We start from the raw sequence: 22,665 nt of genomic DNA on the forward strand, positions 1-22,665 counted from the left end.
CAATGCCTCATTTCTCCTTTGTGCCTCTTCCCCACTAGTTTCTACCACATCAAAAGCTTCTTTGACTGCTGCTTGCACTCTAGGCGGCAATGATTCAAATTTCTCAGAATTGAGTATGACGATGCGGCAACCTGGGTAAGGAATAAAATCAGTAAACGGTTCCATTCCCGATGTAATCAAAGTTTTGCTAAGTTCGGCAATGGGATGATGAGGCTTTTGGTTGTCCTCACTGCGGTTGATTTCTGATGCCATGTAGCCGCAAAACCAACTCAAAGTGTCAATATCTTTCTGCAATGCTGCCAAAATCCCTGTTACTACTTGTTGGTTCAGGTTGACAGGTAGATTATCAAAGATGCTATCTAGGGCTTCTGGACTGCGTTGGTGGCAATAACGCACCGCAGATTCAATAAGTTTATCGATTTTAGTAGGTTGAGATTGCCCAAATCCTTTGCCAGACATGGTAGTTGGTGTATTGAATACAGGGATTTTAGCAGGATTTGGGGTTGTGAGGTGGCGATGTTTACTTTAAGGGGTGCGCCTACGCTTGGGCTTTCCTCTAAGAAAAAATTGAAGTTATACCGCTATGTTTCAAGGTTCAGGCAATTTGGCATAACTTATCTCTGAATTGCGGTTTAAATGAGATATCAACACAACAGAACAGCCACAAATCGCCAGTTGTTGACCCAACGCTGTAGAACTCAGCAGCCAATTCACAGCGCTCGGTCATCGCTTCTCTACATACAACTGGCTAGTAATGTACTAGAAAACACATAGTAAAGGTGGTATGGCTTTCGGGTTTATACAAAGTAAGTAACTCAAAGCCAAATATATACATACTACAGTAGTAGATTAGTTAGCTCCTGTAGAATTGCCATGTCAAACCCGTACAGTAATAAAAAAAAGATTCGAGGTTGGAAAAAACAGATTAGAAAAATTAACTATTGGAAGAATTACAATCTCACCTTAGATGTAACCAAATTGCACAAGTCTCAACGAGATTATGTCAAGGTCACTATTGACCCCTGGTATCGCTTAGTAAGAAGAAATCCTCCCATTTGGTACAACCGATTAATACTAGAGGCTTTAATAGAGATTTATTTAAATTGGCATAAAACACTTCAGGAGTCGGGAGAGCCTTTTTACTTAAAAATATGGTTGTTTGAGCATCATTTTATCAACTCTCAAGTTGTAGCAGCAACTGGAGATTGGATTGTTGGATATAACAATACTTTTACAAAGAGCAACGAAAAGAGAGCGTTTCCATTTGATAAATATAAAATTCACAACTTCAGTCTGGGAAATTTTCAGTGGGAACTCCACGCCGAAGAAAATTATTTTTATGAAAAGATTGACCAGCTAAGTGAAGCAGAAATTAACAAAATCAAACAAAAAGCCTACAGGTCAGGTTTTCTCCAAAATGGTGATAGATACTTTGCTATTAAAACAGGAGATGTTTGGATTGGAACGTTACATACGTTGTATTAAGGCAACCATCAAAACCATCTATGGTAGACGCTCTGCGCCATCTCTTGACTACCCATTAAAGTACTTTGTCCGCCATATCAGGGCAAACGCATATTGAGAATACACTAGTCTTCTTGACATGATGTGATCGCTCACTTTCCAAGAGAACTAATCCCCCCAAACTGCCATAAATTCTTCCCACTCCTGATCAGTCTCTGGTGCTTTGTCTTGTGTCAGTCCCACTACTCGCGCTAGCTTCCTGGCTTGGTCTAAGCTCTCGCCAAGCTCTATCAACTGGTGTTCTAGGTTGGGGTCGTAGCCTTGGGCTATCAGCTTTGCATACTTGGTATCGGTCATGGCGAGGTTGTGGGTTTCAGTCATGGCTGGGGTGGGCGATCGCTTCTCTTTTCCTCTAAGAATGGTATGCCTACGCAACTACCAATTAAAGTACTTTTACTGCCACTTTACCTAATGCCGTCTCTAAACGGTTGGTAAATTCAACAGGAGCAATGTCTGCGTCGGGTAACTCCTGGGTTTTCCTCACTTGATTGGGGCGATCGCTCTTTTCCGTTTCTTAGAGGAAACCCTTAACACCTAAAATACTGGTGTGGTTAATCACTACCAGATTGTCTTACAGGAAAAGTTAAATTGAATATGAATGAGACTTTAGCAGCCACACTAGGGGAATTACAAGCACAAATATATTGGTTACATGATGCTGAGGAGTTTACAGAATTGGCATCAGCAGCAGCTACTATATATCTGAAACTTGGTTATACTCAACAGCAGGCAGAAACGGCAAGTAATTTAATTAGTGAAGCTTATCAATTAGCGGATGATGCTGCTAATGCTCAACAAGCAGGTGATTTTGATAAAGAAATGCAGTTTTATCATCAAGTTAAAGATAAATTAATTGAGGTAGAAACTACATTAGGTTATCAAACCAGTATCGCCATACATCAAATGAAATGGTGGATGTATTTTCGTCACAGACAAAAATTACAAACTATTATTCACTTATTTTTACAACATTTTCAAGCGGTAGGGTTGATTAACTTTCTTCCTGCTCTTAAACTTACATATTTTTTAATGGAAATAGGCAGAGTTCACAAATCGCGTGACATCGAAACCACCAAACATAATGCTATACGATATTGGACAGAATTGTTGAAAATCAAACCGCCACAATATCCTTATCTTGGTTAAAATGCTGATTTTTAGGCTTGAGCGCGATTGATAAACTACGCATCCTTAACTTTTCCTCTAAGAATTGGGAGAGCGATCGCTCTCCTTGCTTGATTGAGGGGCGATCGCTAATCAAATTACTTTACCTAATACTGTCTCCAAACGGTTGGTAAATGCTGAAGGGAGATGCCTGCGGTGCAAGAAGCCTATGCAGGTGTGAGTGTCAAAATTACCTATCTTAAAAAAGATTCAAAAATTCGGTAACGACCTCTAAAGGATGGTTATAACACTCACTTGCATTAAATCTAGCAGTCCGAATACCATCACGTAATAAGACTCTATCCCTTCTGTAGTCTCTAGTTTTTTGTGATGCTTGCTGATGATGTTCTCCATCAACTTCCAAAATCATACACTTTTGTTTATAGAAAACTAAAAAATCTATTTCTATTCTTTCTTTTAATTGATTATTATCAATGTTAGAAATAGGTAAATCAGTTAAATCCATATAAGCCCGGCTATTAGCAAAAAATAAAAGTCGTTGACTATGTAAGGCGTGTGCTATTCTGACTTCTGTTCTTGACCTAAAATTTAAGCCACCCCATTGATGCTGGGCATTAGTATCATCTTTTGAATATTTACTTTTAACGGAAGATATTTCAATTTTTATATTATTCAATATATCTTCTTTATAATGCTCATTAAAAAATAATGTCCACCAATGTTTTGAATTATGTCCATCACGTTGGTCAGCGTATGCTAAATGTAAATTAGGAGCTAATTCTTTATAAAATCCTGACTTACTTCTTATAGCTAACCAGTCATTAATACTTTTTCTAGTAAAGCTACTTTTTGAGTAAATTTTTAAAATATAATCAATTAAAGAAGAAGTTCGTAATTCTATAAAATAGGGTAAACTAGAACTTTTTAATACAATTGCGCTTTCATCAAGGTTCTGCTCGTCTCCTGATGGGTTAAATTTAGTCTTTACCTCTTGAGTTACAACATTCATATTTTTTACTATCATCTATTGCTTGTGTACTTTTCCCTTAAAAATGGGAGGAAGCTATGCCTATGACGAGCGAAGTGATGGCTAAATATTGAAAATCAAATATTACTTATTATTTTTATACATTGTTTTTGTAAATTTATTAACTCCAATGATTTTGATTCTAAACTTGTAAATATAACGCTTGGCTGATTAGTTCTTGTTACCATAATAATCATTTGTTGTTCAGCATTTATTTTTCTCAAAATATGGTCAATTAAATCACTTTTAGATTTATTATATTTTTGAATTTCTGTTTTTTGTGCTAAAAGCAATGGATATGCAAATATACCTTTTATGAGATTTAACATATTTACAGGATTATAACTATTTATAATTGAATTAATGCCATACTTATTAAAACCCAGATAAGAATCTCGTCTTTGTTGATAAATATCCTTATATATACTAACTTTGGTAGCCTCTATTAAAGCTGTTTTAACATTATTTACATCATCAAGTAAATAATGACAAATTGCTAATCCTAAGTAAGTATAAAAAAGTCGCTCACCTTTTTCAAGACAAGTAGCGTTAGTAAAACTCTCTCTAGCATTGTTAATAAGAACAGACTTTTGTTCATCAGAAGAGCTAGAATTACACGCCTGAAGAAGTGTTTTCCAAGCAGCATTAAATTCCACCTGCGTTAAAAGGTCAACTTTACTTTCAATAGATTCTATTAGCTTTAAAGATTTAGCTATTCTTATCGAAATGTCAGCAGTTGCTTTAGAAGCTCCGAAAAGTGCAGTTAAAGTAATAGGTTCACTCATATAAATAATTATCTATTTTGTTGCAATATTTACTTAATTATCTGGGGTGCGATCGCCTCTACTGTTAGTTTTTCCTTACGAATGAGCGATCGCTATCCTCTTAATTCATGTACACGTTGCCATTCCTGTTGTGTAACCTTGTAGTTTGTAGCGTTTGGCTGACGAATCACCATCAAGGTCTTTAGCACAGGGTCAAGCTTGAGGTCTTCGCGTAGCAGGGGCTTTTCTACCAACTTGCTGGTAAAGCGGATTTTGGCGCAAGGTTTAACACCAACGCGACTGGTATCAGTCCAGTAACCAATGTCAGGGGGGTTAGCGATAATTTTGGGTGGCTCGATAATCTCTGCGATCGCTCATACCAAAACTGAGCAAACAACTAATTTGGCAAATACTTCGCCAACAAATCCTGACCCTGAGCGCCCATCTTTTCCAACATCCCCTCAATCTTCTCCATCGCTAGCGGCGACGGTTTAGAGCGTCCATTTTCCCAACGGTTAATTGTTGTATATGTCACACCGAGAGTTGGTGCAAATTGTTCTTGCGTTAGCCCAGCCAAAAGCCGCAGATCACGAATGATCTGCCCTACCTCTGGCTGTTTGATAGCCAAGGGTTTTTTGATAGTCATTTACTTTGAAACTTTACCTTCTAGCTTAAGTAGCTGATGCTATATTGCTTGTTACATATTAGTCAGGCTAAAACTGGTCGTCCCCCGTACATACACTGAAATGAATTTTTATAGTAAAATTTCTTGCTTTAATGAATGGAAGTTTTTTAAGTGATGTTGAACTTGAATTATTAGAAGCAAAGTTTGGATGGGCGATCTCTTCTCACATTTATATGTGATTTCAATCACAACTAGCAAACTGATGAACTGATAATTAAGTAGTAAGAATACTACTTAATAGGACTTTTACGTAGACTCCATAACAATTGGTAGCTTAGGAAATAATGAGCGATAAGACAACTGCGTTTCACATCAAACAAGTCGAAGGTGAAATTAATGGTATTTTTGCAGAATTAATAGATATGTCAGATTGTGACGGTAAAAAGAAAAATGATAAAGACAATGTTTTGAATAGTCGGGCATTAGCGGCTTATTCGTTACATATATTAGCTGGTGTCAGCCCCAGACAAGCAGCAGAAGCTATTGTCGATGGGGGTGAAGACAATGGTATAGATGGGTTTTTATTTAATGAGAAACAAAAAACCTTATGGCTTGTTCAATCGAAGTGGATACAGAATGGTCAAAATAGCCCCAAACAAAATGAAATGAAAACTTTTAAAGATGGAATTTTCGACTTCTTAGATTTTGATTCTAAGAAAGCAAAAAGATTTAATGATAAATTTACTAAAAGAGAAGATGAAATTCTTGCAGTCACTAAGACTCCCGGACTCAAAATCAAAGTTGTAATTGCTTATACTGGTTCCAAGCTATCAACTCATGCTAGGACAGTGTTAGAAGAAGATTGCATTGAAATTTTAAATCGCGATAATGCTGGTATAGCATCGCTCGAAGTATTTGATCTAGATGCGGCTTATAATGCTGTAATTGATAATCACAAGCACGAAGAGATTGAAGTCAATTTTAGACTGTCAAACTGGGGAAAAATTGATGAACCATATCCAGCTTACTACGGACAAATCAGTGCTATGGAAGTAGTAGAGTGGTGGAATAAATATAAAAATAAATTATTTTCTAAGAATATTCGAGACTTTTTAGGTACAAGTAACGTCAATAGTGAAATTAGTATAACACTCGAAAATGAGCCAAGGCTATTTTGGTATTTTAATAACGGCATAACTGTTTTATGTAAAGACATAGATAGACTAGGTGCAAAAACAGATAAAAGATTAGGAGACTTTGTAGCCAAGGGTATTAGTATTGTTAATGGCGCTCAAACTATAGGTAGTATAGGTGCATTTTACGAAGAAGCTTCTGAAGAACAAAAAGAAAATTTAGAAAGTGCAGAAATCTTTATAAGATTTATATCTTTGGAAAAATGTCAAGAAGATTCTTTTGGTTTGAGAGTTACAAAAGCAACCAATACACAAAATAAAGTTGAAGTTAGAGATTTTGTAGCACTAGACTTTGAACAAGAAAGGTTACGCAAGGAATTTAAAACTAACGGCAGAAACTATCACTACAAGCGTGCTGCTGATACTCCAGCTAGAGATGAAAACAATTACGATTTAGAAGAAGCCACCGTCACCTTAGCTTGTGGCAATCATGATGTGAATTTAGTTATTACCGCCAAACAAGATATCAGTAAGCTATGGTCGGATACTTCTCAAGCTCCATACACTAGCTTGTTTAACTCCAAAGTTACTGCGATGCAACTATGGAGGCAAATAGAAATAAAACGCGAAATCGATAATATCATTACTGAAAAACAAGGAAAAATAGACAATAAAATTACACAGGATATTATCAAATACGGAAATTTGTTGGTATTACATTTAATCTTAAAACAAATAGATGCTAAAGTTTTATTGCCTGAATTCAGCGAAGATAATTTTAGAGATTATAAGAAAATTAGCTTGACAGAAATACTAAATAAAACCCTTCAATTGTGCAAGGACTATCTAGATAAAAATGGCAGCCATAGTAGACTCTGGATGTTCTTTAACAGTGTTAATAAAAGTAATGGCTTAAAAAGCTTTGTGCTGAAAAATAAGTAATTATTACTGTTATTTAATCAGCCACTGCACAATAAAGTAGCTGAAATTACACGCTTGTTTGAGGATATATAAAATTCTTAGAGGAAAAGTTACATACTTGAGGAGCGATCGCTTCAGAAAATCAAGCGAGTCAAAGCTACACCAGGGAGCGATGTCTGCGACGGGCTACGCCTACGCTTGGGGTTTCCTCTAAGAATTAAGAGCGATCGCTATAAAGCGGGCGCTTCCGCCATCGCATAAACTAACTGCTGTCGAATACTTATTTTGTAGCAGGTGGGGTGTCAACTCGCTCGTTGAGTTCTCGAAGTTGTTGGTTTAATTCCCTTTGTCGTTTGAGCAAAATTTCCAAATCTTGCTTAGTTGCTAAATCCGCCCTATTAGCGGGAATAAGTTGATTTAGCTGATTTAGGCACGTATTCAAGCCAGCAGTAAATTCATAACGCGTAACTGGGCGCGAACCTTGATATGTGTCATCAGGATATCCAGATAGGCAACCTGCTTGGGGAACCGTGTTGCGCCCGTCGCTTGGTGTTTGTGACAAAGCTTTTGATGGATAAAAAATAATTGTTGCTAGTGCCAAGGTAGTTGTAAAGGTGGCTGAATTTAACAAGCCAGCAATTGAGGACTTCTTTTACATTGGTCGCAGCTACAAGCCATTTACCCCTTCACCTTATCAAATTAATATTCGGCTTTCAAACTTAGCTTAATTCTTAAAGTAGATGAGATAAATCATTAGAAATGCATATACTGCAATTATCAAGCAATGAATTTATTAGCTCCTAGTTTTAGACCTACTAGGAGCTTTTTTATTTATTATCCATCTTAATTAGGGGGTATATCACCAGAAGTAACAGCATTCATCCTCAAGGCTATTAATAATTGGTTCTGTTGGTAGATTGAATGTCAATGTTTGGATTGCTATTGTGTATTTGTCAGTTAAAAAACGTTTATCAAATTAAAACAATGAATATTCTTGCTTGGATTGTTTTAGGTCTAATTGCTGGTGCTATTGCAAAGGCTATCTACCCCGGTCATCAAGGTGGCGGAATTCTCGGAACAATCTTATTAGGAATTATCGGTGCTTTTGTTGGTGGAAGTTTAGGTGTATTCTTCAGTACAGGAACCTTGACATTAGCCGCCCCCACTTTGAGCATTCCTGGTATTGCAGTAGCGGTTCTTGGCGCAATTGTCGCTGTTTTCTTGTGGAACTTGCTAAATCGTCGCAGTGCTGTGTAATCAATTAAATTGGAATTAATTAATAGTAAAAATCAGGGAACTCATTTCACTAGATTTTTTCCCTGAATTGAAATTATTTGAATAGCGCCTGCCTGTATTTAGGTGGGCGCTATTGTTTTGTTAGAGTGCGATGCCGTTTAAGCATTCGCGTAAGCGCGTCTCGTAAAGAGGAAAGCGCAGCTTAACAAAGTTATTACCTAGAATTCAAGCAAGAAAATCTCAAAAGGAGCGATAATACCTTGGAAGGTGCATTAGCCTACGGTATAACACACCCTACGAAAGTTACTTAATTTCAAGTTGACGGAGTACTAGCTACTTCATACATCTGCTTATGTTTGGCTAAAAGCTCTTGATATTTCTTATTTGTCTTTGCTTGTACCCACTTCGCTTTAAATATTGCTGCTGACTCGGCTTTAACTGGGTCTACTTCATAGGGAAGAATCTCTTTTTTGGAATCTGAAGTTTCCGAATTTTCTTTATACTTCCTGCCGCTTTTATGATTAGCATAACGGCGAGAGCGAGTATAACCCATTTGGATAAACTTTCGTGCCATATCCGCGCCAACAAAATCATCTTGTTCTAGATAAACAAGAAACATATAGTAGATTTTTTCACTTGACTCTCTAGCAATATCAGGAGTTTTGAAGCGCCAGTAAGGAAGAATTTCTGATTTGTATGGCTCTACCAAAAGTACACCCTGCTCACCCTTGCCAATACGATAGAGTTCAGGATGTTGGCGAAAATCAATATTTTTAAAGTCTAAAGAATAATCAAAAGCCATGAGAGATTTTTATTAGGAATAGTAAACTTTCAAAAAAAGTTCAACTTCTATCTAAGTATTGAGATTTTGTTCTACTATGCTATCTAGCACCCAATTCGTGAACAATGTCCTTGCGCCAGGAAATCTGCTCAAGATTGGGTAAGGATGAATCGGTATCTGCCCTAAACCTGAGAGAAACTGGATATTCCTTTAGGAAAAAGTAGGGTGTATAACTGATACTATGCCGAAAATTCCTCAATGCGATCGCTGTCTCCTCTACTCACACAATCCCCACATAGTCTGTGCCGTTCACCCAGCAGGGCCACAGGGGGATAGCTGCTTGGACTTTCGACTTGACCCCAACGCTGAAGTAGAGGAGCTATGGCAACCGGAAGGGGCAACCTACTATAACGGCGAACTAATTTTGCAACCACAGCAGCGATTGACGCAACAGCAACAGCTAGAACTGCTAGATACCCATCCTATGTTTACTGGCAAATGTCCCCAGTGCGAGTATGAGTTTGAGCGCGACTACACAGCACGGGTGCATTGGGATTGTCAAAATCCAGAGTGCAGCTGGATGGATGATAGCGTGTAGAGCAATTTCTTTAAATATGCCTCCTCAAACTTGGCTTAACTCACGAGAGTAAAGTTCATCAGACACTTCTTGAAGTTTTGGTTCAACCACTGTCAAATGTTGCTCTAAAATTGCTAAATTCCTAATGTTGGACTTATAAAAAGCATCAAACAAATCACCTACTAAAGGCACAGTACCCACTACTGTTTCTAAACCTACATTAAAAATCATTTTGGCTAAATCTTGGCGTGGGATGCCGAAGCGAGTAGCTAAAAATATGATGTAAGCTGAAAACGCTGTACTGATTAAATCACCGGCACCTGGAACTAAACCGATAATTGGGTCTATTCCAATGCGAAAACCTATTAAAGGGATGCGTATTGATGTATCCATCAAACGGCTGAGTTTACGGATGCGATTTAGAGTAGCAAGGCGTTTAGCAGCGTCCATAATTGACCATATTTACACTACTCTTAAATTGCACTATTTTGGCTTCTTTGTCTTGTACCGTTAGAAAGAAAAAGTATGAGTAAAAATCCACCAATACTGCCTAAAAAGCAGACAGATGGATGATACAGTTTATTGCGTTCGCTGTATTATTCTCTATATGACTAAAACTAATTCAGAAATTATTGACCAGCTTCGTACAGCAGCGAATGGTTTACTCATCATGAGTGAGTCTGAGTACCCGTTTGAAGTTTTTCTTTGGGAAGATATCACACCTGCAACACCCCAAAAAGTTATACAACAAACAAATCATTCTCAAGACACACCCATTAAAATTGTGGGGATTGACGATTTTTTTCAAGTGTCCACAACTCCTGAAGATTGGCACGGCGAAGAAGAGAAAGCAACCGTCAACAAATTTCAAGCTCTTGTGCAGACACTTAAAGAAAACCTGAGTAATCTACAGGTGTATCGCCTTGGGAAAATAGAGATTGATGTCTATGTTATTGGTCAAACTCCATCGGGAGACAGTATCGGACTGTCTACAAAAGTTGTAGAAACTTGAGTGGTTTACGAATCTACCTTGTTTTCAATAACTGACTGAATCTCTGGTGAGACATTAGAAAGAAAATCATAGCCTGTCAAATTTTCGAGTTGGTCAACACTTACTTTATAAGCTCTCCAATCGTTGTTGATTTCTTGCTCGTTGGGAATATTAACCGCAATAACGCGAGTATTAGCAGTAATACCATCAAGTCCAGAGCCGGAGCTATCTAAAACCACAATTATCTTCCAAGTTGATTTAGGAACTGTCACCTTACCTTTAAGGGGTTCACCTTGACTTCCCGCAGGCCCAGCTACGATATAAAGTTCTTTTCCCTGGCTTACCAAATATCGGGAATAGTCTTCTAGATTCCCCCATGTATTTCTATTGTTATCTGGTGTCTGCGGCATCATGTTGGTCATGAGGAAAGTTGAGGAATTATCCTCTACCGTCTTAGTGCGATCGCCCGATGGTGCAATATGGCCTCTGTCGTAACCTGAGCCTGTGTAAGCACTGGGAGTTATTCGCGTCCAACCCGCAGGCAAAGTATTATCAGGACGAAAGTTGTTTTGGCGTTCAGCATTACCCAGCCATGATTTATTTAACTGCCAAGCCACCCAGTTGGCAGTTCCCTTGCTTTGATTGTAGGAGAGCGCGTACTGGTTTTTTACCATTAGATAATTATCTGGAGTAATGCTCGTTGGAGTTGCGCTGCTGGGAAATCCCAGCAGCAAATGAATGCTTATTGAGGGTTTAGTAGGTACAATCGGCGTTGGCTGTAATGGTTTTTCTGTTGTCGGTGTTGGCGACTGAGTTAATGTTGGTGGCTGGCTTGGTGCTGGCGAACACCCCAATAGAGCAATTAGCCCAGTGGCAACAGCCAAAGCCCAAAAATGATTGATTAAACGCATAAATTTTAGCTACTATCGCAGATTAAATTAATCATCACCATTTTTAAGGGGATGTCCAGTTTTTGACTACAAGAGCGTAGCTCCCCACTGAAGCTCAAGTTTCCTCTTTGAAAAATGGAGGGCGACACCGAGCAGCCCGTCGTAGACATCGCAAAAAGACGAACGAATCAGTGTAAATTCAGAAATTATTGAAATTAATCAAAATACTAACTTACCGGATGATATAACCCCGTATTTTCGTTAAATTCCCACCCTAACCCTGCTCTATCTTTGCCCTTGCACCATGCCACAAAAAGCGGTGGGTGCAGATTAATTCGCTCCTTGCGTACAGTTTCTTGACTTACACCAAGTCTTGAAGCCAAACCTTCTTCGGTTAATGGTTGCATTCGCGGAGTTTGCCCTTGATAGGATGAATTGTTGTTGTACGATTTATTGCCCCGCCTCGGTTGGTTGTTGAGATGATTTTGAATTTTAATAATCGCCTCAGCCAACTGTGTCATTCGGGCTGTTATCCCCTCAATTTTTTCTTCTAAATCGGCGAGATTATGGATTGCTTCGGTTTCGTTACTATTAGAGTCACTTGAATGTGACTCCAGCTTATCAAGTCGTGAGCAAATAGCTAATATCGTTTCATTCGTAGGGTTGTAGTTATTATTGTTGCCAGCAACTAAGTATTCCTCAACACTTGCCTTAATCTTAGAGTCCAAGCGTTTATCTAAATTATCGCCACCAATTGCGTCAAGGTTATCTATATCATCTAGGTAAAGTTCGATAAATTGGGTGAGCGTGGCTGTTGCCGTCGTCCCTTTCGACTTACAACGGGCGATAAACTGCTCCCACATCTTTTGGTCACAGTTGAAAGATGCTAGCTTCTTTGTTCTCCCTGTATTGCTCATATCTAGGTAAAGAAGAGGGTGAAAGGGCAAAGGGTAAAGGTTAAAAAGAAAAGGAACAATTAAACCCTTTCCCCATTCCCCCTTTCCCATTCTTGGTAAACCGGGACTGTGCGCGACCGAGTGAGCGCGTCATCCCGAAAAGATAATTACCTTGACAGTATCATGATGAGGGTGACTATTGGTCGTGTTGCACGAGCGATCGCAGCGCTCGAAAACTAATAATGTGAACTCATCGGAAATTAAAATGTATCGATTTACACAAATTATCTGGCGTTGCGCCCTAGTAGTCTTTCTCGCATTGACTCTATATGGATGGGGTGTAGAAGAAGCACACGCACTGCTACGTCAACATCATGATTCCCCTGGTGTCTTGCGCTACCACTCGCAAGTATCTATCAAAGATGAATTTGGATACGCTTGGCAAGTGCTGCTGTTCAAACAAAATTACAACAGTGCAATAAAAGACTTAAGGTTGCGTTTGGTTGCTTTTCCGGGTGTGGTTGAACTGGCTCACCCCCAACCATTAGAAATCGAGACAGTAACGGGAAAATTGCTTTTGGCATCGGATGTCTACGCTTTAACTGCACCCGCCCCAAATGTGGGCGAATATAACTTAACTGATGTCTTACCCAAATTGCCAACAACCGATGCGCTCAAACTCTATGTGCCATTAGAGAGTGGACAGCCATTGGTTCTCAATATACCCAACACCGTAATAACTGAGTGGCAATGGTTAGTGACAGAGATTGATTGATGAAAGCCGCCAGTATCACAAAAAACCAAAAACCTTCTTCGTTGCTTGGTGACAAATACCAGAGCCGGCAATGCCGGCATATCCACGGCGCTGTCGTAGAATATAAAAGCTTCCTGAAACCGCACTTCCAGGAAGCTATATTTTTATGGTCGCGTAACCCTAAAGACCAGATGGATGTTACTAATATTGAGATTGGCTCTGTAGAAATTCTGCCTGCTACTCCCCAACCAAGTGTAATTAAAAACACTAATGCTCAAGTAACTCCAGAATTGGTAGAGGAGGTAATTCGGCAATATTATTACCGCACGCCTGCGGTGGGTAATGATGAGGAGTTAATTTTGGCTTGGGCTGGAAGCCAAAACCGCGAACAAACTAAACGAAAATACTACCGATTTGGTCAAAAATTGCTTGATTGGGTACGTCATGAAGGTATACCTGATTTAAGATTGCTACAGCAGCCAAAATTACTCGAATTTATTGCTAGTTGGGGTGAGATTTCCCCTTATACTAAAAGTAACCGAGTGCTGATATTGCGATCGCTGTGGAGCTATGGGAGCGGGGAGAGTATTGGCTATTTTTTGCGGAATATTGCAAGTAGTATAAATTACGACAATTTCAGTAATTTACCGAAGGCAGAGCGATATCTAGAAGATTTCGAGATGAAGAAGCTAGCTGATGCAGCCAAGCAGTTGGGGGGTAAGTATTGGCTAGTTTTTAGTTTGATTTTTTACAGTGGGATGCGGGTTGGTGAAGTGGGTCGCGTGACGGTTCCGGGTGATGAACCGGGCCAACCCAAGGAAGATTATCCGGGGTTATATTGGCATAATTTCCAGTGGTATCCCGACCCGACACCAGAGGATAGAAACCGGGGATACTATACGATTAAGTTCCGAGGCAAAGGTGGCAAGTACCGCGAGATTGGCTTAGACCATCAGACTTCGCTCGTTTTCAAAAAGTACCGGGGGATGGCTAGTGATAAGATGCCCGTGTTTGCGAATATGTCACCTGACCCAGCAAAAAAGGGGTTGCCGTTGAGCGATCGGGCAATAAAAAGGTTGATTCAGGATATCTCCGAGGTGGCAAAGGTGAAGTTTTCATGTCACTGGTTACGCCATTCTCACGCGACAAGAGCAGTCGAGCATAAAAATGTTTTTGAGGTGCAAAACCAGTTGGGGCACAGTAAAACCGACACAACAAAGGCTTATGTCCGCACAAAAAAAGACGCAGGCACGGGTACAGTGTTGCCGAGGTTTTGATTAAAAGACCGACTGATAGTAGTGGGTTGTATTTGCCCGATGATGATGAGTGATGGGGTGATTAGTTCTAGAGGAAAATATGAAAGTTTCATTTGAAAAAACTTACCCAAATATTGCTCGTTGGGTAGATGAGCATGAAGGCTGGATTGAAATTGGTTATGACGTAGATAGTCCTCTCAACTCTTTTGTACGCGCACTCGATTGTGGTGGAATGTTTTGGGAGGGAAAAGAAAGTTATGACAGTTTGGATGCAGCACTGCAAGATTTAAATGCGGGGCTAGAAGCTGTATTAAAAGATATTTATGGCTAGTAGCGATCGCCTATATGTATGAATGAATTTGATTAAGCTTTCGTACTGCTATTGGCATTACAATTGGTCAAGCCGCAGTTTAATTATACTGAATGATGTTCACCCATTCTCTGTACCCAGACAATTGGTCAGAAATTGCCACTTCAGTTAAGCAACAAGCCCAGTGGCGTTGTCAAAAGTGCGGGTTACAGTGCATCCCCCCAGGAGAAAATACAGCAAAACTTACACGCTCAAAACGTAGAGTGTACACGCTACAGGTACACCATTGGGACAGAAATCCAGCAAATAATCACAGAGGCAACCTTATAGCTCTGTGCAGCGCTTGTCACCTTTTATACCATAGAGGCGGTAAGTCTAATGTTTCACCGGGGCAGTTATCGTTGTGGTAAATGCGATACCTGCTTTAACTCTTCGGGTAACAGACTCAAACTCAAAAGCCTAGTCATAACGACTAGGCTTGAGTTGGGTATATTCCCAAAGGTTAATTATAGAAAGTGCGTTATATTTGCTTGTCTGTGTGTTACTACCACAGTAAAGTTAGCGATTCCGGAAAATTAAAAACGATATTACTCGATTAACATACAAGAATATTGCAAATTAGTAGCTATACCTCGATACATGAAAAGTTTCATCTGTTATGTTACTCTGCTCTTATTTGGCGCTAGCTTACTAGCTAACAGTCGCAGTACTGCCAATGAATCATCTATTACTAGCAATAGTCTCGTTGTTGCAGAAACTACGAGTAGTGAAGAATTCATCGCTAGGGGTACAGAACCCTTTTGGAGTGTTACTGTGAGCAAGAAGGCAATTGTCTACTCTTCGCCAGACACAAAACAGCAAACCTTCTCCTATGTTGCACCTCTAAAAGCAGAGGCGCGGAGAGCAGACTTGGTGCGAGTTTACCGACTTCAAGGGAAAGGCAACAATATCTTAATCATCAAAAAAGTCGATGCCTGTAGCGATGGTATGTCAGATAAAGAGTATCCATACTCGGCAATTTTTATCCTGGGGAATAAGGTTTTAGAAGGTTGTGCTGAGAAAAAATGATGCCCCATCTGCAAATTTAGCCTTTACCGCTAAGGCATTCACGCAGCGTTCGCCCGTCCCCAGAATTGTGCAGTAGACAAACGCATACTACAACTGTATTATTGATATAAGTCTCAATTACAAATACTACAAACCTTCAATGATAAGCAGATTCTCCTCAACCATTAGCAGCGTGATGCATTGCCGACCCAACAAGGGTTTAGGCAGAGTATTCGCGCTGTTTGCGTTTGAGGGAATGTATTGTTTTGTCGGCTGTAAATTGCAGCGTGAAAGTATTTTTGAAGCGATTACCGGATGGCTGAATCTAGATCAACTTATCCAAAGCGGGAGGTGCAAATGTCTTACAGCACCAACATAGGGCAAAAAGTATCAACTATCTGACCCCCGCTCCTGAATCTCAGAGGCGGGGGTTATTTTTTGAGGAGTGAATCAGTGATGCAAGCTCAACCACACATATTACAAAATTCGGTGGTGGTCTTCTCTAAGAACTACTTACCACTGGCACGTATCAACATCAAACGAGCAATCGTGCTGTTAGTCACAGGTCAGGCAGAATCGTTGAATTTTGGTACTACAAAGCAGTGGGAAGTGCGCTCACCTAGTGTTGTACTACAAGTTCCCGAACATATTCGCTTGACTGTTGGTAATCCCGAACGCCACTGGAAAGTACCACCTGTAAATCGGCGTGAAGTGTTAAAGCGTGATAGCTACACCTGCCAATACTGCGGTAGCAGCAAGCGTCTGACCCTTGACCATGTAATCCCCCGCTCAAAAGGTGGGCTGCACAGTTGGGACAACGTTGTAACTGCGTGTGAGAAGTGTAATTCAACTAAGAGCGATCGCTTACCGCATGAAGCTGGAATGGTACTGAAAAATAAGCCCAAAGCCCCAATTCACCCAGCAGTAGCATTTGCCGAACAGTTTTGGAACGCACAACGCCTAAGTGAGAACGAGTAATTAACTTCAAACCTAGTCAGAGAGGGCAATACCGCGATTACATCACAATGTCCTCTCACTTCTTCTCAAAATTTTGTAGTATGCCCTTGACACTTTGTATTACATTATGTAGTATATATGTAGTGAAGCACTACAGCCTCTCAAAAAGGCATAGCGCAAACACTTCTGAACCATGAAAACTAAATAATTGCCATCCAACGTGGGGGTGTAGCTTAGTCCGGTTTAAAGCAGTCGCCTGTCGAGCGAAAGACCGTGGGTTCAAATCCCATCATCCCCGTGTAGCCTTGTGGACGAATAGATAAGTCGTTCTGATTCTCAGTCAGAGAGAAGCGGGTGCAACTCCCGTCAAGGCTTCCAAATGAGGATGTAGCTCAGTCGGAAAGAGCGCTTGTTTCCGAAGCAAGTGGTCACAGGTTCGATTCCTGTCGTCCTCGTAGTATGTCCAGGTCGCCTAACGGTAGGGTATTGGTCTGCAAAACCGACTGTGCGAGTTCAATTCTCGCCCTGGACTCCAAACGTTGCAGTGTAGCTTAACGGCAAAGCCCCAAGCTCATAACTTGGTATATGCGAGTTCGACTCTCGCCACTGCTACCAAATGCACAGATGGTGTAATTAATGGCAACACCACAGTCTCCAAAACTGTTGTTCTGGGTTCAAGTCCTAGTCTGTGCGTTGCCGTGTCCTGACCGAAAAAGCTTACATACTCGCCTAATGGTAAGGCAACTGTCTCTAAAACAGTCTATGCAAGTTCAATTCCTGTGTGTGAATCAACAGCTTTTTCAACTTACATGGCATACATGGTGCAGAAGCGAAGTGGCCGAGCGGCACGTCTTTCAAGCGTGTAATTAGCGGGTTCAAGTCCCGTCTGCACTACCAAATTCATGGGTCGGCTCGCCTACTGGTGTGGGCAACGGTCTGTAAAACCGCCGCGTTTGCGTTGCTGGTTCAATTCCAGCCCGTCCCATTCTGGAGAGATTGCTATCGGCAGGGCAAGCTGTTTGCTAAACAGTTGTGAGATTCATCATCTCACTGTGGGTTCAACTCCCTCTCTCTCCGCCTTATGAGAACGTGGTGTAACTGGATAACACATCAGTCTACGAAACTGAAAAGTGAAGGTTCAAGTCCTTCCGTTCTCGCCTTACCCCCTGGTAGCTCAGTTGGTAGTAGCGCCTGTCTGAAGAACAGGAGGTCATCCGTTCAATCCGGATCTGGGGGACTGGCACATTGCCCCATAGCTCAATGGCAGAGCGACGCGCTGTTAACGCGGGGGTTGTAGGTTCAAATCCTACTGGGGCAGCCATTTATTGGGAAGTAGGCAAACAGGCAAAGCCGTCGCACTTTGAATGCGAAGTTTGAGGGTTCGATTCCTTCCTTCCCAGCTTATATATACTCCTGTAGCCCAATTGGAAGAGGTGGCTGTCTCAAAAACAGTCTATGTACGGGTTCAACTCCCGTCAGGAGTACCAACGGGATGTGGCGCAACTTGGTAGCGCGGCAGCTTTGGGAGCTGAAGGTTGTAGGTTCAAATCCTACCATCCCGACCATTTGCCCTTGTGACGAAACTGGCAAACGTGCTGGTCTTAGAAACCAGATTTTGTGGGTTCGACTCCCACCAAGGGTACTAAATTGGGTCGTTGGCAGAGCGGGTATGCAGCCGCCTTTTAAGCGGATTCATCCAGGTTCAACCCCTGGGCGACCCACCAACTCTTGGGCGTTTGGCAGAACGGTTATGCTCCTGACTCTTAATCAGGCTGACACAGGTTCGACCCCTGTAGCGCCCACCAAAACTTACCCCTGTAACCCAAGTGGAAGAGGTGCCAAACTTAAAATTTGGAAGTTGCTGGTTCAAATCCAGTCAGGGGTATTGGTGAATATGCGGGGATGGAGCAACGGTGGCTCGTCAGGCTCATAACCTGAACATCGGCAGGTTCAACTCCTGCCCCCGTCACCAAATTAGTGCTGGTGTAGCTCAATTGGCAGAGCAACTGATTTGTAATCAGTAGGTTGTAGGTTCAACTCCTGTCACCAGCTTCAATGCGATTGTGGTGTAATGGCAGCATTTGAGTCTTCCAAACTCTAGGTACGAGTTCAAATCTCGTCGATCGCTTTCTTAGCCCTGTAACTCAGTTGGGAGAGTGCCTCTCTTACAAAGAGGAAGTCGCGGGTTCAATCCCTGCCGGGGCTACCAATTTATGGGAGTGTCGCCTAATGGATGAGGGCATCGATCTTCTAAATCGACCAATGTAGGTTCGACCCCTACCACTCCTGCTCATGGGTCTGTAGCTTAACTGGGAAAGCGTCTGCCTTGCAAGCAGAAAGATGTCGGTTCAAATCCGACCAGTATCCACTCTTGGTATCTGAAGCCAAAGCGGTCGCGGCGCTGGTTTGTGGAACCAGTCATTAGGGAGTTCAAGTCTCCTCAGATACCCCTTGTTTATATGGAAGATGCTGCTCAAGGGAGGGCAACTAGTCTTGAAAACTAGAGCAGGGTAACACCTGGGGGTTCAATTCCTCCATCTTCCGCCTTCCACCTGAAGCCGAAAAGTGAGGCGCTGTGCTGATAACACAGATATAGGAGGGGCAGTACCTCCTTGGTGGATTTTTTTGTGTAGGCGTAGGCCGCCGCAGGCATCGCTCAGGCTTTCAACTAACGATTTTTCTTAGAGGAAAGGCGATCTAGTGTTTCCTGCTGCGATCGCCTTTTTGTTTGAGTCAAGCATCGCACAAAACAAAAGAAGTGCGATCGTCTTCTGACCAAGAAGCTTGACAACTACCTTACAGCTCTTACAACCTTAATTTGTGACAAATGTACTTACTGTTTCCAGTTGTATTACCTTTATTCCAGAGCTACAATCTGCCTGTATTAGAGGCATTTTAATTACAACTGTAATTTATCACTCGTGAGCAAAACCCGTATTATTGCGCTATTTAATCAATCAGGGGGAGTAGGAAAGACAAGTTTAACAATGAACTTGGGCTATCACCTCGCTCAAAAAAAGAAAAACCGCGTTCTTCTGATAGACCTTGACCCCCAAGCGTCACTCACAACATTTATGGGGTTAGAACCGGAAAGTACCACCAAAACTGTCTATGAAGCAGTGGTGGGTGAAGAACCGTTAGCAATTCATCCTGAACTGATTCACAGCATGGGTTTAGTGCCAGCTAACATCAACTTAAGTGCTGCTGAACTTGAACTGGTTGCCGCCTTGATGCGGGAAATGCGCCTCAAAAATGCACTTGCCCCTATCTTGGACAACTATGATTTTATTTTGATAGATTGTCCTCCATCTTTAGGCATCCTCAGCGTTATTAGCTTAGTAGCAGCCACCCATGTCTTAGTACCTATTCAATGCCAGTTCAAATCCTTTCAAGGAACTGATTTACTATTAAGAACTGTAGCCACACTCCGCAAAAGTGCTAATAAAACACTTGCAATTGCTGGCTTCATCCCCACAATGTATGATGCACGTACTGCCCAAGAAAGCAGAACCATGAAAGCTATCACAGAACAACTTTCACCCCTGGCCAAGGTTTACGAACCCATTCCTAAATCTATTGCCTTTGCTGATGCAAGTGAGGCACGCATACCCTTAGCAGTATATAATCCCAAACATCCTGCCGTCGCTGTACTAAAAAAAATCGCCCTCAGTTTAGAAAAACTACAGTGAGCAAAAAAGACCAACCCTATACCAGCCAGTTAAAAGGTGTAGCTGCCCTACTAGGCGAAAGCTTTAACCAAACCCAAAGTACTGCTAATTCACCAACTACTGTTGCCATCAGCTTAATTAAACTACCTCCCTCACAGCCCCGCCGCTACTTTGACCCTAAAAAACTAGAGGAACTATCACGCTCAATTAAAGAGCTAGGTATCCTCGAACCTTTGTTGGTGCGACCCCTCTCTGGGAGTGATTATGAATTGGTTGCAGGTGAACGACGCTATAGAGCCGCATCAATGGCAGGACTAACGGAAGTCCCTGTGGTTATCCGCGAAATGGATGATATCACCACCTCTAAGGTGCAGCTTGTTGAAAATCTCCAGCGCGAAGACCTAAATCCTGTAGAAGAAACTGAGGGAATACTTGAACTTTTGAGCATTGAACTCGGTGTTAGCACAAACGAGGTTATCTCCGTCCTCAACTCTGCTGCCAATGCCAAAAAGCGAAACTTGGATTTGACGGAAAACGTTTTCCGTCAGATGGAAACTATTGAATCTATCCTCTTAGCCATCGGTAAATTCAGCGCTGAAAGTTTTCGCGTCAGCCGCATTCCTTTGCTCAATCTCCCTGCTGATGTGCTAGAGGTACTGCGTTCTGGTCAAATCGAATACACTAAAGCACGAGCGATCGCACGGGTTGAAGATAAAGAAACAAGAAAGCAACTCTTAGAAGATGCGATTGCCTACAACCTCTCACTGACTGAAATCAAGCGTAAGATTCAAGAAATTGAGCAGCAGTCTAAATCAGAGTCATCAAAGCAAACAGAATCAGCATCCATAAAAGACCGCGTTGATGATACTTTTCAACGCTTCAAAAAAGCGAAAGTGTGGGATGACCCGAAGAAAAAATCCAAAGTAGAGAAGTTGTTAGCTCAGTTGGATGCACTGATGCAAGGCGACAATCCAAAGTAAACCAATGTGGTAATTCTCGAAACTATTCAATTTGCTCTCTTAAGGATGGCGACATAATCATTAGCCCTCGGACAACCTCTTCAGGAGTAGCCGTGCCATCAATTACCTTTGGCATAATCGCCATCACTTCTAAAGCTAGGTTTGTGGGAATTCCCCATGCTTCTAACCGCTTCAATTCCAAAACATCAATCCCTGCTGCCAATCCATCCAAATATTCCTCTACACTCACTCCTAAGTTTTCAATTTCTGACATGGGTATAATTGGTTTTTGTTGACTTCTATATTCAAGCATCTATTACGTGGCTATCTCACAGTGCGATCGCTCCCCTCAACCATTCCACCTTTCAAACCCATTGAGTATCAAACGCATCTTGCCCAGTTCCATAAATTAAGTTCCCGTATGAGTGCCATTTAGCTACTTCTTGGGCTTCAATTTGGGGTGCGTACAGAACAGCAAGATTTTCTTCTAATTGCTGCCTAGTTTTGGGGGCGGTCAGCGCCAGACGCACCCCTGAATGATTTAACGCATAGCGATAACAATCTGCTGCCGTGGGTAACTTTCCGTACCAGTTGTGATGACCTTTGAGTAACGTTCCCCAGCGCGTGCAAGTGAATGCCACCAAGGGAATACCAACTTTTTGAGCGGCAGGCAAAACGTTTTGTTCAGCCTTGCGATGTGCCATATTGTAACGGTGCATTAACACATCACACTGATGACGTTCTATCATTTCTAAAGCTATGGCTTGGTTGTGTGTGGTAACTCCCACGTAGCGTACAAGTCCAGAATCCTTCCACAAACGAAGTTCATCAAGCAACACCTGAACCTGGGTCATGTCATCAGCAGGGGAGACATATTCAATAAAAAATACATCTACCATTTCGACATTTAAACAATGGCGCACAGAGTCGAGGTAAAGGCGTAAAGATTGTATATCTCGGTTTTCACTCCCCGTTGCCACCAAGACTTGCTCACGCTTTGTTAGCAACAGAGGTTTTAAGCCACCCAAAAAGTTTTCAGATTCCAGATTGTAAAAGAAAAAGTAATTAATTCCCGCCTCAAATGCCAACAAAACAGTTGCAGCATCTATCGATTGCCCTGCTAAACCGAGAATACTTGCTGGTTGTCCTTGTAGTGTTGATAATTCCACGGTCAACTACCCGACTTCTTACTTTGAGTGTATTACGCCAATAGGGTGCTAGTGA

The 22,665-nt window shown here is 41.5% G+C and carries 27 protein-coding genes and 26 tRNA genes; 40 read left to right on the top strand and 13 right to left on the bottom strand.

The window, feature by feature from the left end; genetic code table 11:
• Positions 1 to 459, bottom strand: a 459-nt coding sequence (locus tag ACWATR_RS35445; protein ID WP_460343665.1) for a hypothetical protein, incomplete at its 3' end; no start/stop codon positions are given.
• A 414-nt stretch (positions 460 to 873) separates the two neighbouring features.
• Between ACWATR_RS35445 and ACWATR_RS35450 the strand changes: the two genes are divergently transcribed.
• Positions 874 to 1,485: a hypothetical protein gene (locus ACWATR_RS35450; protein ID WP_460343668.1), complete on the top strand. Its 612-nt coding sequence runs from the start codon at positions 874 to 876 to the stop codon at positions 1,483 to 1,485.
• A 147-nt stretch (positions 1,486 to 1,632) separates the two neighbouring features.
• Here the strand turns inward: ACWATR_RS35450 and ACWATR_RS35455 are convergent, their stop codons facing one another.
• On the bottom strand, positions 1,633 to 1,899 hold the full coding sequence (locus ACWATR_RS35455) for a hypothetical protein (RefSeq protein ID WP_460343671.1): 267 nt from the start codon (positions 1,897 to 1,899) through the stop codon (positions 1,633 to 1,635).
• Positions 1,900 to 2,118: 219 nt separating this feature from the next.
• Here ACWATR_RS35455 and ACWATR_RS35460 point away from each other — a divergent pair, with 219 nt between their 5' ends.
• Both ACWATR_RS35460 and ACWATR_RS35465 read left to right on the top strand, forming a co-directional pair.
• Positions 2,119 to 2,670, top strand: a complete 552-nt coding sequence (locus ACWATR_RS35460) for a hypothetical protein (protein ID WP_460343674.1) — start codon at positions 2,119 to 2,121, stop codon at positions 2,668 to 2,670.
• Positions 2,671 to 2,687: 17 nt separating this feature from the next.
• Positions 2,688 to 2,822, top strand: coding sequence for a hypothetical protein (locus ACWATR_RS35465; RefSeq protein WP_460343677.1), 135 nt, complete (start codon positions 2,688 to 2,690; stop codon positions 2,820 to 2,822).
• 65 nt (positions 2,823 to 2,887) lie between these two features.
• Here ACWATR_RS35465 and ACWATR_RS35470 read toward each other — a convergent pair whose 3' ends face one another.
• From ACWATR_RS35470 to ACWATR_RS35485, 4 genes are all read right to left on the bottom strand, one after another.
• A complete protein-coding gene (locus ACWATR_RS35470; RefSeq protein WP_460343680.1) occupies positions 2,888 to 3,658 on the bottom strand; it encodes a DUF559 domain-containing protein in 771 nt (256 codons plus the stop codon).
• Between the two features lie 95 nt (positions 3,659 to 3,753).
• Positions 3,754 to 4,461, bottom strand: coding sequence for a hypothetical protein (locus ACWATR_RS35475; RefSeq protein WP_460343683.1), 708 nt, complete (start codon positions 4,459 to 4,461; stop codon positions 3,754 to 3,756).
• Between the two features lie 92 nt (positions 4,462 to 4,553).
• Positions 4,554 to 4,694: a hypothetical protein gene (locus ACWATR_RS40435; RefSeq protein WP_465249747.1), complete on the bottom strand. Its 141-nt coding sequence runs from the start codon at positions 4,692 to 4,694 to the stop codon at positions 4,554 to 4,556.
• A gap of 143 nt (positions 4,695 to 4,837) precedes the next feature.
• Positions 4,838 to 5,086, bottom strand: a complete 249-nt coding sequence (locus tag ACWATR_RS35485) for a helix-turn-helix domain-containing protein (protein WP_460343686.1) — start codon at positions 5,084 to 5,086, stop codon at positions 4,838 to 4,840.
• 323 nt (positions 5,087 to 5,409) lie between these two features.
• Between ACWATR_RS35485 and ACWATR_RS35490 the strand changes: the two genes are divergently transcribed.
• Positions 5,410 to 7,140, top strand: a complete 1,731-nt coding sequence (locus tag ACWATR_RS35490; RefSeq protein WP_460343689.1) for an AIPR family protein — start codon at positions 5,410 to 5,412, stop codon at positions 7,138 to 7,140.
• A 259-nt stretch (positions 7,141 to 7,399) separates the two neighbouring features.
• Here the strand turns inward: ACWATR_RS35490 and ACWATR_RS35495 are convergent, their stop codons facing one another.
• Entirely contained in the window at positions 7,400 to 7,720 is a 321-nt protein-coding gene (locus ACWATR_RS35495; RefSeq protein WP_460343692.1) for an S-layer homology domain-containing protein, read from the bottom strand.
• Positions 7,721 to 8,103: 383 nt separating this feature from the next.
• On the opposite strand from ACWATR_RS35495, the gene ACWATR_RS35500 reads away from it, so the two are divergent.
• On the top strand, positions 8,104 to 8,376 hold the full coding sequence (locus tag ACWATR_RS35500; RefSeq protein WP_069068080.1) for a GlsB/YeaQ/YmgE family stress response membrane protein: 273 nt from the start codon (positions 8,104 to 8,106) through the stop codon (positions 8,374 to 8,376).
• A gap of 292 nt (positions 8,377 to 8,668) precedes the next feature.
• Here the strand turns inward: ACWATR_RS35500 and ACWATR_RS35505 are convergent, their stop codons facing one another.
• A complete protein-coding gene (locus ACWATR_RS35505) occupies positions 8,669 to 9,157 on the bottom strand; it encodes a DUF4385 domain-containing protein (RefSeq protein WP_460343696.1) in 489 nt (162 codons plus the stop codon).
• A 220-nt stretch (positions 9,158 to 9,377) separates the two neighbouring features.
• Here ACWATR_RS35505 and ACWATR_RS35510 point away from each other — a divergent pair, with 220 nt between their 5' ends.
• The gene (locus ACWATR_RS35510) at positions 9,378 to 9,734 is read left to right on the top strand and encodes a hypothetical protein (RefSeq protein WP_460343699.1); all 357 of its coding nucleotides are present in this window, start codon (positions 9,378 to 9,380) and stop codon (positions 9,732 to 9,734) included.
• 24 nt (positions 9,735 to 9,758) lie between these two features.
• Here the strand turns inward: ACWATR_RS35510 and ACWATR_RS35515 are convergent, their stop codons facing one another.
• Positions 9,759 to 10,163: a DUF4112 domain-containing protein gene (locus ACWATR_RS35515; RefSeq protein ID WP_460343702.1), complete on the bottom strand. Its 405-nt coding sequence runs from the start codon at positions 10,161 to 10,163 to the stop codon at positions 9,759 to 9,761.
• Positions 10,164 to 10,320: 157 nt separating this feature from the next.
• Between ACWATR_RS35515 and ACWATR_RS35520 the strand changes: the two genes are divergently transcribed.
• Entirely contained in the window at positions 10,321 to 10,725 is a 405-nt protein-coding gene (locus tag ACWATR_RS35520) for a nuclease A inhibitor family protein (RefSeq protein WP_460343705.1), read from the top strand.
• A 5-nt stretch (positions 10,726 to 10,730) separates the two neighbouring features.
• Here ACWATR_RS35520 and ACWATR_RS35525 read toward each other — a convergent pair whose 3' ends face one another.
• The gene (locus tag ACWATR_RS35525) at positions 10,731 to 11,615 is read right to left on the bottom strand and encodes a DNA/RNA non-specific endonuclease (protein ID WP_460343708.1); all 885 of its coding nucleotides are present in this window, start codon (positions 11,613 to 11,615) and stop codon (positions 10,731 to 10,733) included.
• Between the two features lie 206 nt (positions 11,616 to 11,821).
• Positions 11,822 to 12,457 carry a hypothetical protein gene (locus ACWATR_RS35530; protein WP_460343711.1) on the bottom strand — a complete coding sequence of 212 codons (636 nt, stop codon included), beginning with the start codon at positions 12,455 to 12,457 and terminating at the stop codon, positions 11,822 to 11,824.
• A gap of 298 nt (positions 12,458 to 12,755) precedes the next feature.
• Here ACWATR_RS35530 and ACWATR_RS35535 point away from each other — a divergent pair, with 298 nt between their 5' ends.
• From ACWATR_RS35535 to ACWATR_RS35695, 33 genes are all read left to right on the top strand, one after another.
• Positions 12,756 to 13,265, top strand: a complete 510-nt coding sequence (locus tag ACWATR_RS35535; protein WP_460343714.1) for a DUF3122 domain-containing protein — start codon at positions 12,756 to 12,758, stop codon at positions 13,263 to 13,265.
• Positions 13,265 to 14,521, top strand: coding sequence for a tyrosine-type recombinase/integrase (locus tag ACWATR_RS35540; RefSeq protein WP_460343717.1), 1,257 nt, complete (start codon positions 13,265 to 13,267; stop codon positions 14,519 to 14,521). The genes ACWATR_RS35535 and ACWATR_RS35540 overlap by 1 nt, the downstream gene beginning before the upstream one ends.
• Before the next feature lie 79 nt (positions 14,522 to 14,600).
• Complete coding sequence (locus tag ACWATR_RS35545; protein WP_460343720.1) at positions 14,601 to 14,831, top strand: hypothetical protein; 231 nt, start codon at positions 14,601 to 14,603, stop codon at positions 14,829 to 14,831.
• A gap of 618 nt (positions 14,832 to 15,449) precedes the next feature.
• Positions 15,450 to 15,878, top strand: coding sequence for a COG3650 family protein (locus tag ACWATR_RS35550; protein WP_460343723.1), 429 nt, complete (start codon positions 15,450 to 15,452; stop codon positions 15,876 to 15,878).
• Positions 15,879 to 16,313: 435 nt separating this feature from the next.
• Positions 16,314 to 16,835 carry an HNH endonuclease gene (locus ACWATR_RS35555; protein ID WP_460343725.1) on the top strand — a complete coding sequence of 174 codons (522 nt, stop codon included), beginning with the start codon at positions 16,314 to 16,316 and terminating at the stop codon, positions 16,833 to 16,835.
• A gap of 201 nt (positions 16,836 to 17,036) precedes the next feature.
• Positions 17,037 to 17,112 (top strand) — tRNA-Asp (locus ACWATR_RS35560).
• Positions 17,113 to 17,115: 3 nt separating this feature from the next.
• A tRNA-Glu gene (locus ACWATR_RS35565) sits at positions 17,116 to 17,192 on the top strand.
• A 3-nt stretch (positions 17,193 to 17,195) separates the two neighbouring features.
• Positions 17,196 to 17,269, top strand: a tRNA-Arg gene (locus ACWATR_RS35570).
• Between the two features lie 6 nt (positions 17,270 to 17,275).
• Positions 17,276 to 17,349, top strand: a tRNA-Cys gene (locus ACWATR_RS35575).
• Between the two features lie 5 nt (positions 17,350 to 17,354).
• Positions 17,355 to 17,429: transfer RNA gene (locus ACWATR_RS35580), tRNA-Ile, on the top strand.
• A 3-nt stretch (positions 17,430 to 17,432) separates the two neighbouring features.
• Positions 17,433 to 17,507 (top strand) — tRNA-Trp (locus ACWATR_RS35585).
• Between the two features lie 127 nt (positions 17,508 to 17,634).
• Positions 17,635 to 17,711: transfer RNA gene (locus ACWATR_RS35590), tRNA-Glu, on the top strand.
• Positions 17,712 to 17,718: 7 nt separating this feature from the next.
• A tRNA-Tyr gene (locus tag ACWATR_RS35595) sits at positions 17,719 to 17,799 on the top strand.
• Between the two features lie 4 nt (positions 17,800 to 17,803).
• Positions 17,804 to 17,891 (top strand) — tRNA-Ser (locus ACWATR_RS35600).
• A gap of 6 nt (positions 17,892 to 17,897) precedes the next feature.
• Positions 17,898 to 17,971, top strand: a tRNA-Arg gene (locus ACWATR_RS35605).
• A 6-nt stretch (positions 17,972 to 17,977) separates the two neighbouring features.
• Positions 17,978 to 18,051 (top strand) — tRNA-Phe (locus ACWATR_RS35610).
• 9 nt (positions 18,052 to 18,060) lie between these two features.
• Positions 18,061 to 18,135: transfer RNA gene (locus tag ACWATR_RS35615), tRNA-Asn, on the top strand.
• A gap of 5 nt (positions 18,136 to 18,140) precedes the next feature.
• A tRNA-Gln gene (locus tag ACWATR_RS35620) sits at positions 18,141 to 18,214 on the top strand.
• A gap of 9 nt (positions 18,215 to 18,223) precedes the next feature.
• Positions 18,224 to 18,301, top strand: a tRNA-Leu gene (locus ACWATR_RS35625).
• A gap of 1 nt (position 18,302) precedes the next feature.
• A tRNA-Pro gene (locus ACWATR_RS35630) sits at positions 18,303 to 18,379 on the top strand.
• A gap of 3 nt (positions 18,380 to 18,382) precedes the next feature.
• Positions 18,383 to 18,456, top strand: a tRNA-Leu gene (locus ACWATR_RS35635).
• A gap of 7 nt (positions 18,457 to 18,463) precedes the next feature.
• Positions 18,464 to 18,538 (top strand) — tRNA-Lys (locus ACWATR_RS35640).
• Between the two features lie 6 nt (positions 18,539 to 18,544).
• Positions 18,545 to 18,619: transfer RNA gene (locus tag ACWATR_RS35645), tRNA-Lys, on the top strand.
• 6 nt (positions 18,620 to 18,625) lie between these two features.
• Positions 18,626 to 18,699, top strand: a tRNA-Leu gene (locus tag ACWATR_RS35650).
• Between the two features lie 10 nt (positions 18,700 to 18,709).
• A tRNA-Met gene (locus ACWATR_RS35655) sits at positions 18,710 to 18,786 on the top strand.
• A gap of 7 nt (positions 18,787 to 18,793) precedes the next feature.
• A tRNA-Thr gene (locus tag ACWATR_RS35660) sits at positions 18,794 to 18,866 on the top strand.
• A gap of 5 nt (positions 18,867 to 18,871) precedes the next feature.
• Positions 18,872 to 18,942: transfer RNA gene (locus ACWATR_RS35665), tRNA-Gly, on the top strand.
• Positions 18,943 to 18,947: 5 nt separating this feature from the next.
• Positions 18,948 to 19,023: transfer RNA gene (locus ACWATR_RS35670), tRNA-Val, on the top strand.
• Positions 19,024 to 19,029: 6 nt separating this feature from the next.
• A tRNA-Arg gene (locus tag ACWATR_RS35675) sits at positions 19,030 to 19,103 on the top strand.
• 5 nt (positions 19,104 to 19,108) lie between these two features.
• A tRNA-Ala gene (locus tag ACWATR_RS35680) sits at positions 19,109 to 19,182 on the top strand.
• Between the two features lie 93 nt (positions 19,183 to 19,275).
• Positions 19,276 to 19,358, top strand: a tRNA-Ser gene (locus ACWATR_RS35685).
• 377 nt (positions 19,359 to 19,735) lie between these two features.
• The gene (locus tag ACWATR_RS35690) at positions 19,736 to 20,503 is read left to right on the top strand and encodes a ParA family protein (RefSeq protein WP_460343728.1); all 768 of its coding nucleotides are present in this window, start codon (positions 19,736 to 19,738) and stop codon (positions 20,501 to 20,503) included.
• Complete coding sequence (locus ACWATR_RS35695; RefSeq protein WP_334853852.1) at positions 20,500 to 21,462, top strand: ParB/RepB/Spo0J family partition protein; 963 nt, start codon at positions 20,500 to 20,502, stop codon at positions 21,460 to 21,462. The genes ACWATR_RS35690 and ACWATR_RS35695 overlap by 4 nt, the downstream gene beginning before the upstream one ends.
• A gap of 22 nt (positions 21,463 to 21,484) precedes the next feature.
• On the opposite strand, the gene ACWATR_RS35700 is transcribed toward ACWATR_RS35695, so the two are convergent.
• Together ACWATR_RS35700 and ACWATR_RS35705 are read right to left on the bottom strand one after the other, a co-directional pair.
• Positions 21,485 to 21,715, bottom strand: coding sequence for a hypothetical protein (locus ACWATR_RS35700; RefSeq protein WP_460343732.1), 231 nt, complete (start codon positions 21,713 to 21,715; stop codon positions 21,485 to 21,487).
• 91 nt (positions 21,716 to 21,806) lie between these two features.
• Positions 21,807 to 22,610: an aldo/keto reductase gene (locus ACWATR_RS35705; RefSeq protein ID WP_460343735.1), complete on the bottom strand. Its 804-nt coding sequence runs from the start codon at positions 22,608 to 22,610 to the stop codon at positions 21,807 to 21,809.
• Between the last annotated feature and the right edge of the window lie 55 nt (positions 22,611 to 22,665).

This window comes from Nostoc sp. UIC 10890 (assembly GCF_054786515.1).